We start from the raw sequence: 11,160 nt of genomic DNA, 5'->3' as shown, positions 1-11,160 counted from the left end.
TGTTATTAAGGCTATCCATGGCTAAATTTCACAATAATTCATCAATCTTAATTAGCTCACATTTTTACTTTAATTGGTATTAAAACAATGACGACTAGTCCGCTAAATATTTCCCTTCTGCAACTTGCCAGAACGCTCGAATTAGAGGGTTATCTAGCTGTGCTCGCTTACAACATACGCCTAACTCAAATGGCTTGATAGGTTCTATCTTTAAGCGGCTAACTTTATCTCTTACTGGACTGTTGTTTATGACCACATCAGGTGCGATGCCAACTCCACATCCTAGTGCCACCATACTTACAATCGCCTCATGGCCAGAAACTTGCGCGTATATGTTGGGTTTTATCTTCATCTTTTTAAACCATGCATTGGCTCGTTCACGCGCTGTTCCTGCTTCTGGGATGATAAAGGGCACTTCATTCCAGTTTGGCTTATCGGATTGCAGTTGTTGGCTAAAGCTACTCACACCAGATGGAATGATGACTGACAGTGGAATATCGCTGATGGTTTCGAATTCTAACCTTGAAGGAAGGATGTCTGGCTTTGCTGAAATCGCGATATCCGCTTCATCGTTTAAGATCTTGTCGATGGATTGAGCTGGATCACCAGTAGAGAGCTTAAATTCAATATACGGATGAATAGCCCTAAATTCGGTTATGAGTTCAGGTAGGTGACTGTAGCTAGCCGTTACTGAACAAAATATACGGATCTCACCTTTAAGTTCTTGCTCTCCGCCCTTCAGGTGAAGGTTATATTGCTGCCACTCTCCCACGATGCTCAATGCTACAGGCAATAGGTGTTTTCCTGCTGGGGTAAGATCAACACTGCGGTTGTCTCTGATTAGCAGTTCTTGTCCTGTTTCCTCTTCAAGCTTTTGTATCTGACGGCTCAGCGCTGAAGGACTGACGTGCATAGCAGCAGCGGTTTTGCTGAAACTCTTGCTGTCGCATAAATGTATAAATAATTGTAGAGATTTTATGTTCATGTTCTGCGATCGTTTCCATGTTGCATTTATTGCAATAACTAATTGTGAATATATCACTTTCAGCAACGGAGTGTCTGTTTTAGTATGAAGTCATTCGATAGAGAGATATCGACCTTACGGACTTATTTTTAAAGGAGTGCCCTAGAATGGCTAACTATTTCAATACATTAAACCTTCGTGAACAACTAGACCAATTAGGTCGTTGCCGCTTTATGGATCGTGAAGAATTCGCGACAGAAGCTGAATACCTTGAAGGTAAGAAAATCGTAATTGTTGGTTGTGGTGCTCAAGGCCTAAACCAAGGTCTAAATATGCGTGATTCTGGTCTAGACGTATCTTACGCTCTACGCCAAGCGGCAATTGATGAAAAGCGTCAATCATTCAAAAATGCTGATGAAAACGGCTTTGTTGTGGGTAGCTACGAAACGCTAATCCCTCAAGCAGACCTAGTAATCAACCTTACTCCTGATAAGCAACACACAAACGTTGTTGAAACAGTAATGCCTCTAATGAAGCAAGGCGCTGCTCTTGGTTACTCTCACGGCTTCAACGTTGTGGAAGAAGGCATGCAATTACGTGCTGACCTTACTGTAGTAATGGTTGCACCTAAGTGTCCAGGCTCTGAAGTTCGCGAAGAGTACAAACGTGGCTTCGGTGTACCAACACTTATCGCTGTTCACCCAGAAAACGACCCTAAAGGCGAAGGTTGGGATATCGCTAAAGCTTGGGCTGCAGGTACTGGTGGTCACCGTGCAGGTTGCCTAGAGTCTTCTTTCGTAGCAGAAGTTAAATCTGACCTGATGGGTGAGCAAACTATCCTTTGTGGCATGCTACAAGCGGGTTCTATCGTATCTTACGAGAAGATGATTGCTGATGGCATCGAACCTGGCTACGCAGGCAAGCTTCTACAATACGGTTGGGAAACGATTACTGAAGCACTTAAGTTTGGTGGCGTAACTCACATGATGGATCGCCTATCTAACCCGGCTAAAGTTAAAGCGTTTGAGCTTTCTGAAGAGCTTAAAGACCTAATGCGTCCGCTTTACAATAAGCACATGGATGACATCATCTCTGGTCACTTCTCTAGCACAATGATGGCTGACTGGGCGAACGATGACGTGAACCTACTAGGCTGGCGTGAAGAGACAGGCGAAACTGCATTCGAAAACTACCCAGCTTCTGACGTAGAAATCTCAGAGCAAGAGTACTTCGACAACGGTATCCTAATGGTTGCTATGGTTCGTGCCGGTGTTGAGCTAGCATTCGAAGCTATGACGGCATCAGGCATCATTGATGAGTCTGCTTACTACGAATCTCTACATGAGCTTCCACTAATCGCAAACACAGTTGCTCGTAAGCGTCTTTACGAAATGAACGTTGTAATCTCTGATACTGCTGAGTACGGTAACTACCTATTCGCTAACGTAGCAACACCGCTACTACGTGAGAAGTTCATGCCTTCAGTAGCAACGGACGTCATCGGCCGTGGTCTAGGTGAGACATCTAACCAAGTTGATAACGCTAAGCTAATTGAAGTAAACGAAGCTATCCGTAACCACCCTGTAGAATACATTGGTGAAGAGCTACGTAGCTACATGAGCGACATGAAGCGTATCGCTGTTGGCGGTTAATCTTCCAGTTCATCACTGAATAAAAATAGCCCTGAACATTTGTTCGGGGCTTTTTTATGCTTGCAACTATTTTACCGGTGAAGGCTTGATAGATTGAGGAAAAAATAAAGGCTTACCCGAAGGTAAGCCTTTATTCGAACTTGAACTGATTGAAAAAAATGACTATTTGTCTGAAAGCTTTGCTTCTAGTTCAGCCAGTTTTTGTTCCATTTCAGTGAGCTTCTGACGAGTGCGCAGTAGTACTTGAGTCTGAACATCAAACTCTTCACGGCTTACAACATCTAGTTTGTTTAGCTGGCCTTGGATAACTTGGCGAACTTTCTGGTCTACGTCTGAACCCAGTTCTTTTACTGGCTGAGGCATAGAGTCGTGGATCTGCTTAGCAATTTGCTCTAGTTTTTTTGGATCAAACATATCGATTAAAACTCCTGACTATTTATCACTATTCTATTTAATCACACTTGAGATGTCGCCTATCGCGTATAAAAAAAGGCCACCGAAGTAGCCTTTTTGATTGTTTTACGACTTAGCGATTACTTGTTATCTGCTAATTCTCTGTGTGCTGCTTTTGCTTCATCGACGCGAGCTAGTTTTTCTAGATCTTTGTCTTCCACAAATACAGGAAGAGGTTTGTGTTTTTCAGCTAGGTAGCTGTAAATCACTGGCAGTACAAATAGCGTAAAGATAGTACCAATAGCTAGACCAGCAACGATTACGATACCGATACTAAAGCGCTGAGCTGCACCTGCACCACTTGCGTACATCAGTGGGATTAGACCCGCGATCATCGCAGCTGTTGTCATCAGAATTGGACGAAGACGAACTTTTGCTGCTTCCATCACCGCTTCAATACGAGTCTTGTGGTGATGCAGTTGTTCTTCTTTTGCAACCTCACAGATTAATATACCGTGCTTGGTAATCAGGCCGACCAGCGTGATTAAACCTACTTGTGAGTAGATGTTCATCGTTGCCGCACCCCAAGCTAGAGCAATTAGGGCACCACAGATCGCCAGTGGTACAGATACCATGATAACCAGTGGATCTTTTAGAGATTCGAATTGAATCGCTAGTACCAAGAAGATGATAGCCAGTGCTAGACCAAAGGTCGCGTAAAGTGCGCTACCTTCAGTTACGTATTGACGTGCTTCACCCATGTAATCGTGGTTGTAGCCACTTGGAAGCTTATTCGCCGCCGTGTCTTCAAACCATGCAATTGCATCACCCATTGCAGCGCCTGGAGCAGGTACTGCACCAATCGTAGCTGAGTTCAATTGGTTGAAGTGAGGAAGAGAGCGAGGCTCTGCCACAACATCAATCGTAATCAAACTGCCTAGTGGTACAGCATTACCGTCCGCAGCACGTACGTAGTAGTTATTCATCGATTCTGGGTTCAAACGGAATTTACGTTCAACCTGAGGGATAACCTCGTAAGAACGACCATTCAAGTCGATACGGTTTACGTAGCCATCTGACATCATGGTACCTAGCGTGATACCGATATCTTGCATGGTTACGCCGTATGCGCCCGCTTTATCCTTGTCGATGTGTACTTTCATCGTTGCTGAGTCGTAGTTTAGATCGAGATCCGAGTATACGAATAGTGGATTTGTCGCTACATCAGTCAAGATGTCAGTGGTAATTTGGAACAAGCTCTCAAAACTGTTTGGCGTTGTAATAACAAACTGAATTGGAAGACCTGAACCCGCACCTGGAAGCTCTGGCATTTGGAAGGCTGTTACTGCCATTCCAGGTACATCTTTCACCAAACCACCAACCCGGTTTGCTACCTCAGATTGGCTTGCTTCACGCTCACTCCAAGGAACCATAGATGCAATACCAAACGCTTGGTTTGCATTAGGAACACCTGTGAACACCTGCGCGTAAGCTACTTCTGGCTGATCAGACAGAATCTTGTTTACGTCGTTCATGGTATTTTGCATGAAGTCTAAGTTCGCATTAGATGGTGCCGTACCCATCAGCATGATTACACCTTTATCTTCTGAAGGTGCTAATTCACTAGGGATGAACTTAAACAGCATCGGCAAGCTTGCAAATACGATGATCGCAAAACCAATGAATACTGGGCGGTGGTTCATAACCGCGCCAAGCATACGCTCGTAACGGTTAGTCATGCCATCCAAAACGCTATGAACTTTCTGCTCAAATTTGCTCGGCTCAGCGTGAGCTTTTAGCATTTTTGAACACATCATTGGCGACAGCGTAAGTGCCACGATACCCGATACAAATACAGAACCGGCTAGGGTTAATGCGAACTCTTTAAATAGCGAGCCCGTGATACCGCCCATCATCGCGATTGGAGCGTATACCGCACCTAGCGTGAGTGTCATTGCGATAACAGGGACCGCAATTTCACGAGTACCGATGATCGCAGCGCGGAAAGGGGACTCCCCGAGCTTGATATGCCTGTCGACGTTCTCAAGTACTACGATCGCATCATCAACCACCAGACCGATGGCGAGTACCATTGCCAGTAGCGTCATCAGGTTCCAAGAGAAGCCCATTGCCTGCATTACCATTGCTACACCAATCAACGACAGTGGGATAGTAACTATAGGGATCAGTACCGCTCGGAATGAACCTAAGAACAATGTGATTACGATTAATACGATTAATGCCGCTTCAAGAATTGTCTTGATAACTTCTTGAATTGACTCGTTAATCGCAATGGTTGAATCGTACATTACGTTCATTGAGATGTTGCTTGGAAGGTTCTTCTCTAGCTGAGGAAGAAGCTCAAGTACATCTGCAGCGATGTTGATTGGGTTCGCACTTGGTGCCGCATTAATTGCTGCAACAACCGCCTCCTGACCGTTCGCACTTGCACGATAAACGTCGTGGCTTTTCTCTAGAGAAACCTTAGCGATGTCAGACAGACGGATAATCTCACCTTCACCACTTCTAACGACTAAGTTCTCTAACTCTTCAGTGTTTGATACTTGTGTATCGGCACTGCCGTTATAAAGAACGAATTCGCCAGTAGCTTGACCTGTCGCTGACTGGTAGTTGTTGGCATTCAATACCGACATAACATCAGTAGCAGTTAGGTTAACAGCTGCCATTTTTGATGGATCTAGCCATACGCGCAGTGCGTATTTCATACCACCATAAAGGTCGACTTTAGATACACCATTTACCGTGAATAGTTGCGGGTTGATTACACGCTCTAGGTAGTCGGTAATTTGGCTCGACACCAACTCATCACTGGTAAAACCAATGTAGAGTACAGCTGTCGTTGAACCGGTAGACATGGTTACGGTTGGATCTTCGGCTTCTTTAGGAAGCTGAGAACGCACCGAGTTAGTCTTGGCCAGTATGTCAGACAGCGCCGCATTCGGGTCGGTGTTCAACTTCATGTTCACGGTAATAGTAGAACTACCGAGCACAGAAGAAGAAGTCATATAGTCGATGTTATCCGCTTGAGCCACAGCCTGTTCGAGGGGCTGGGTGATAAAGCCTTGGATAAGATCGGCACTTGCACCGTAGTAACTCGTGGTTACGGTTACGACGGTATTCGTCATTTCAGGGTATTCACGCACCTGCATTTTGAAGATTGCTTGTAAGCCAAGCAGCGCAATCAAAAAGCTGATGGATACCGCTAGAACTGGACGTTTAATAAAAACATCAGTAAAGCGCATTGTGCCTCCAGTTACAGCTTAGGTGTTTCAGATGGTGGAGTGATTGCATCACTTTCAACAACCTTAACTTTGGCACCGTTACTTAGACGTACTTGGCCAGAAGTTACAACCGTATCGCCGGCTTTAACGCCTTCAAGGATGTGTGCAATATCAGCTGTACGTTCACCTACTTTTACAACATGTTGAGCAACACGTTGAACGCCGTCTTCTTCAGTCAGGATGTAAACATTGTCACCGTATAGAGTGAAAGTAATCGCTGTTTGAGGCAGAGTTACTTGGTTCTCTAATTTAGGCAGAATGATGTTAGCGCGAGCGAACATACCGCTACGAAGCTTGCCATCATTGTTTGGAATGTCTGCTTGAACTTGGATAAGACCACTTTGGATGCTTACAGCTGGTTCAATTGCACTGATAGATCCTTCAAACGGTGTCTCTGGGTAAGCATCAACAAAGATGTCGATAGCCTGACCAACATTGATACGAGAGATATCAGTTTGAGAAACTGTGAAGCGCAGGCGCATCACACTGGTATCTTCTAAACGAACGATATCTGTACCCGATTGTAGGTATTGGCCTAGGTATACGTTACGAATACCAACAGTACCGTCGAATGGCGCGCGAATTTCACGACGCTCGATCGATGCTTTTAGGCTTTCAATGTCAGCAGATAGAGAGAAGTAGTTCGCTTCTGCTTCATCGTACGCTTCTTTAGAGATAGAACCTTTCTTGAATAGACCTTGGTAGCGTTTGTATTTTGCTTTTGCCGCAGGCAGGCGAGCTTCAGAACTCTTTAGATTTGCCTTTTCTACGCCAGAATCAAGACGAACAAGAAGTTGGTCATTTTTAACATCAGTACCAGAACCAAAAGAGATTTGGTCAATAACACCGCTGGTTTCATTTGCTAGCGTGACACCTTGGTTAGGTTCGATGAAGCCGATAGCTTCAATTACTGGAACCCAGTCGATCGGCTGAACTTCAGTAACCGTTACTGGAAACTCTGGTTCAGGGCGGTTGGCCATATACTCAGCAATTTTTTGTTGTTTGAACATGTTGAACCCAATAACGCTGCCGAAAAGAAGTACAGCGATGAGTAACATGAAGAAAGTCCACTTTTTCATTATGGTCAAAACTCCGATCTAGTGTTTAATTATTGCATCCCAACTGGCTTCTATTGCAGATTCTAGTTCTGCCTCGTCGAGTTGGTAAAATCCTAAAGAATGCTTTCGCGCTAGAGATACACTAGCCGCTAAGCTCAAGCCGCTTAATACTTCATTATCAAGTGGTTTAAACAGTCCTTGCTCTTTACCCTCATTAAATAGCAGCTCAACTTGGGCAAACATTTTACGTTCTAGTTCCCTGAAGTTTAGGCTATTTGTGATGGGCAGTGAGTCATATTGAACCCGATTTTTTATCGCGGCTAAGTTCGTTCCCGCTAAGTTCCATATGTTCAACCACATAGTACGGTAGCGTTGTTTAATTGGATCCGAATCATCAACCCCTTCTTGAACAGCATCTGCTACTCGTTGAGTCACGAGCACTCGAACATCATCTATCAAGTGGTCTTTATCGTCGAAGTAGCGGTAGATAGTGCCTGCAGCAACTCCCGCCTCTTTGGCTAATTTTTGCATTGAAAGGCCTTGGAAACCGACCTCTGCAATTAGCTTTTCAGCTGCAGAAAGTATTTGCTGGCGTTTATCCCGAGGTGCATGAGTTGTCATATTTCAACCACCAATGAATGAACGTTCATTCATTATAGCCTAATAACCACACACATGTGCAACAAAGTTTTACATAATCAGCGTAAAAATCTTGTATAAGAGAACGTAGCATTCGTGCTGTTGCAGCATTATTATAGGCGCGCAATTGAATTCGCCCCTCTAGACCAAACTGAGAATCAAATGAAACTGAACCCAAGACAAGATGAAGCCGTGAAATATGTTTCGGGCCCCTGCTTAGTATTAGCGGGCGCTGGATCCGGTAAAACACGTGTTATCACCAATAAAATTGCTTATCTGGTTCAGGAATGTGGCTATAAGGCGCGTAATATTGCGGCGGTGACCTTTACTAATAAAGCGGCACGCGAGATGAAAGAGCGTGTTGGGCAAACTCTAGGTAAGGGCGAATCGAAAGGGCTGATTGTTTCGACTTTTCATACCATGGGCTTAACCATCATTCGCCGTGAATACAAAGCGCTGGGTTTGAAAGCGGGTTTCTCTCTGTTTGATGACCAAGACCAGTTAGCTTTGTTAAAAGAGTTAACAGAGAGACAGATCGATGGTGATAAGGATTTGCTACGCGCTTTAATGAGCACCATTTCGAATTGGAAAAATGACATGCTGACGCCAGATCAGGCGAAAGCACGTGCTCAAGGCGAACAAGAGCAGTTGTTTGCATTCTGTTTTGAGATGTACCAGAAACAGATGAAGGCATACAACGCACTCGATTTTGATGATCTGATCGCGATGCCTGTATTACTACTGAAAACCAATCAAGAGGTGCGTGAGCGCTGGCAGTCGCGTATCCGCTATTTACTGGTCGATGAATACCAAGATACCAACACCAGCCAATATGAGTTGGTTCGTTTACTGGTGGGAGAGCGTGGTCGCTTGACAGTAGTAGGTGACGATGACCAATCTATCTATTCATGGCGTGGTGCAAAACCGCAAAACTTGGTGTTGCTGGGTGAGGACTATCCGAATCTTCGTTTGATCAAACTCGAGCAAAACTATCGTTCAACCAGTCGAATCTTACGTGCGGCGAACATCTTGATCGCCAACAACCCACACGTTTATGAAAAGTCACTGTTCTCAGAGATCCCAGACGGTGAAAAGCTCAAGGTACTGAATGCTAAGAATGAAGAGCATGAAGCAGAGCGTATTACCGGCGAGATCATCGCCCACAAGTTTTTGAACCGTACTGAGTACAAAGATTACGCGGTGCTTTACCGTGGTAACCACCAATCGCGCTTAATTGAAAAAGCGCTGATGCAGAACCGCGTGCCCTACAAGATCTCTGGCGGTACCTCTTTCTTCGCGAGAGCCGAGATTAAAGACATCATGGCTTACCTGCGTGTGTTGGTGAACCCTGATGATGACAACGCCTTCCTACGTATTGTAAACACACCGCGCCGAGAGATTGGTCCGGTGACGCTTGAGAAGTTAGGCAGCTACGCCAATATGCGTGGCAAGAGCTTGTTTGAAGCCAGCTTTGAGATGGGCTTAGAGCAGACACTGACGGGGCGTGGTTTAGAAAATTTGCGCCGCTTCGGTGACTGGATTGTTCGTATCTCAGACAATGCCGAGCGTGGTAATACGGTTGAAGCCGTTCGTTCTTTGGTTCGTGACATCAACTACGAAGATTGGTTGTACGAAACCTCAGCGAGCCCGAAAGCCGCTGAAATGCGAATGAAGAACGTCTCTGATCTGTATAGCTGGATTGTGGCCGATCTTGAGGGTGACAACTACGATAAAGAAGAGAAAACCCTGCGCGAGGTGGTTCAACGTTTAACGCTGCGCGATATGATGGAGCGTGGTGAGGATGATGACGATGCAGATCAAGTCCAATTAATGACATTGCATGCATCGAAAGGTCTAGAGTTCCCATATGTATTCCTGATGGGTGCAGAAGAGGGCATCTTGCCGCACCAAACCAGTGTCGATGAAGGCAACGTAGAAGAAGAACGTCGTCTTATGTATGTGGGGATTACTCGAGCGCAGAAAGAGCTGACTTTTACTAAGTGTCGTGAACGTCGTCAATATGGTGAATTAATAAAGCCAACACAAAGCCGCTTCCTCGATGAGCTGCCGCACGATGATGTGGAGTGGGAAAGCGTTAAGAAGCCTCAATCCGCTGAAGAAAGAATGGAAAAAGGGCAGGCGCACATTGCGAATATTCGAGCGATGTTCAACAAGAAGTAATGCCCTACTTTAATCGCACTATATAGAAGCCAATAAAAAAGGTGACCATGAGGTCACCTTTTCTGAATCTGGCATTTTTAATTACAGACCGGCAATCATGTGCTCGATAGCATCTTTGATTTCGTCGTCTGAACAATCCATACATGAACCTTTCGCTGGCATCGCATTGAAGCCGTTGATTGCGTGGTCAGCTAGAATGTCGCGACCTTGAGCAATGCGAGGACCCCAGTCACCAGCATCACCTGTTTTAGGTGCGCCACTTACGCCAGATGCGTGACAAGCGATACAAAAGGTACCGTAAACTGCTGCGCCATCACGAGGACCTGTTGGTTCTGCGGCTACTGGCTCGCTGCCGACTAGGTAAACTTGGCCAACTGGTTTGATGCGTTCAGCAATTGCATCGTGCTCCGCTTCGCTTAGGCCTGCAGCCATTGCGCCAGTTGAAAAGGTTAAAACTGCGATGACAACGCTTAAAATTCGACGAGACATATCCATTAAACTCACTTTACATTCCCAAGGTAAGTACATGCTTACCAATTTATAGTGTTGGAAGGGTGTTTTGGCTTTAACCAGCAAAGAGCAACTGTTAAACCAATGTAAATAATGGGTGATTATATCCCGATAAGTTGTTGCAATAAACAACAACTTATAAGCTGTGGCGGGTTGTAGTACTCAAATAAGGGGTTTATCACATATTAACTGTCGAAAAAGAGACCAAACAGAAAAAAAAGTTAAAAAAGTACTAGACGGCATTGGGTGATATACGTATTATTCCACTCCGCCGACAGGGCATGCGCCTGTAGCTCAGCTGGATAGAGCGTTGGCCTCCGGAGCCAAAGGCCGAAGGTTCGAATCCTTTCAGGCGCGCCATCCGGTCTCTTACTTCGGTAAGTGAGAAATTGGCAAAAAGAAATAATGGTGGCTATAGCTCAGTTGGTAGAGCCCTGGATTGTGATTCCGGTGGTCGCGAG

General features: G+C 45.2%; 8 protein-coding genes and 1 tRNA gene. 3 read left to right on the top strand and 6 right to left on the bottom strand.

Annotated features, from left to right (window positions below; all coding sequences use genetic code 11):
* Positions 1-94 precede the first annotated feature (94 nt).
* Complete coding sequence (gene ilvY / locus ACED41_RS21095) at positions 95-985, bottom strand: HTH-type transcriptional activator IlvY (protein ID WP_017061966.1); 891 nt, start codon at positions 983-985, stop codon at positions 95-97.
* 146 nt (positions 986-1,131) lie between these two features.
* On the opposite strand from ilvY, the gene ilvC reads away from it, so the two are divergent.
* Positions 1,132-2,616, top strand: a complete 1,485-nt coding sequence (gene ilvC / locus ACED41_RS21090) for a ketol-acid reductoisomerase (protein WP_017061965.1) — start codon at positions 1,132-1,134, stop codon at positions 2,614-2,616.
* A 162-nt stretch (positions 2,617-2,778) separates the two neighbouring features.
* Here ilvC and ACED41_RS21085 read toward each other — a convergent pair whose 3' ends face one another.
* The 4 genes from ACED41_RS21085 to ACED41_RS21070 form a co-directional block, all read right to left on the bottom strand.
* The gene (locus ACED41_RS21085) at positions 2,779-3,030 is read right to left on the bottom strand and encodes an accessory factor UbiK family protein (RefSeq protein WP_017061964.1); all 252 of its coding nucleotides are present in this window, start codon (positions 3,028-3,030) and stop codon (positions 2,779-2,781) included.
* Between the two features lie 119 nt (positions 3,031-3,149).
* Positions 3,150-6,272, bottom strand: coding sequence for a multidrug efflux RND transporter permease subunit (locus ACED41_RS21080; RefSeq protein ID WP_048661258.1), 3,123 nt, complete (start codon positions 6,270-6,272; stop codon positions 3,150-3,152).
* Positions 6,273-6,283: 11 nt separating this feature from the next.
* Positions 6,284-7,390 (bottom strand): efflux RND transporter periplasmic adaptor subunit, encoded by a 1,107-nt coding sequence (locus ACED41_RS21075; RefSeq protein WP_371725627.1) that lies wholly within the window; start codon positions 7,388-7,390, stop codon positions 6,284-6,286.
* Positions 7,391-7,408: 18 nt separating this feature from the next.
* Entirely contained in the window at positions 7,409-7,990 is a 582-nt protein-coding gene (locus ACED41_RS21070) for a TetR/AcrR family transcriptional regulator (RefSeq protein WP_371725626.1), read from the bottom strand.
* Between the two features lie 180 nt (positions 7,991-8,170).
* Between ACED41_RS21070 and rep the strand changes: the two genes are divergently transcribed.
* The gene (gene rep / locus ACED41_RS21065; RefSeq protein ID WP_017061960.1) at positions 8,171-10,189 is read left to right on the top strand and encodes a DNA helicase Rep; all 2,019 of its coding nucleotides are present in this window, start codon (positions 8,171-8,173) and stop codon (positions 10,187-10,189) included.
* An 81-nt stretch (positions 10,190-10,270) separates the two neighbouring features.
* On the opposite strand, the gene ACED41_RS21060 is transcribed toward rep, so the two are convergent.
* On the bottom strand, positions 10,271-10,684 hold the full coding sequence (locus tag ACED41_RS21060) for a cytochrome c5 family protein (protein WP_017063036.1): 414 nt from the start codon (positions 10,682-10,684) through the stop codon (positions 10,271-10,273).
* 298 nt (positions 10,685-10,982) lie between these two features.
* On the opposite strand from ACED41_RS21060, the gene ACED41_RS21055 reads away from it, so the two are divergent.
* Positions 10,983-11,059, top strand: a tRNA-Arg gene (locus ACED41_RS21055).
* Positions 11,060-11,160: the final 101 nt, after the last annotated feature.

This window comes from Vibrio sp. 1F255, from assembly GCF_041439145.1.
Taxonomy (GTDB): Bacteria; Pseudomonadota; Gammaproteobacteria; order Enterobacterales; family Vibrionaceae; genus Vibrio; species Vibrio crassostreae_C.
Note: the sequence above shows the minus strand (reverse complement) of the source record. Positions and strands in the feature narration are given on the sequence as shown.

Coding starts and splice junctions, on each gene's coding strand:
- ACED41_RS21070 (WP_371725626.1), bottom strand. CDS start 7,990: ATGACAACTCATGCACCTCGGGATAAACGCCAGCAAATACTTTCTGCA.
- ACED41_RS21075 (WP_371725627.1), bottom strand. CDS start 7,390: ATGAAAAAGTGGACTTTCTTCATGTTACTCATCGCTGTACTTCTTTTC.
- rep (WP_017061960.1), top strand. CDS start 8,171: ATGAAACTGAACCCAAGACAAGATGAAGCCGTGAAATATGTTTCGGGC.
- ACED41_RS21080 (WP_048661258.1), bottom strand. CDS start 6,272: ATGCGCTTTACTGATGTTTTTATTAAACGTCCAGTTCTAGCGGTATCC.
- ilvC (WP_017061965.1), top strand. CDS start 1,132: ATGGCTAACTATTTCAATACATTAAACCTTCGTGAACAACTAGACCAA.
- ilvY (WP_017061966.1), bottom strand. CDS start 985: ATGAACATAAAATCTCTACAATTATTTATACATTTATGCGACAGCAAG.
- ACED41_RS21060 (WP_017063036.1), bottom strand. CDS start 10,684: ATGGATATGTCTCGTCGAATTTTAAGCGTTGTCATCGCAGTTTTAACC.
- ACED41_RS21085 (WP_017061964.1), bottom strand. CDS start 3,030: ATGTTTGATCCAAAAAAACTAGAGCAAATTGCTAAGCAGATCCACGAC.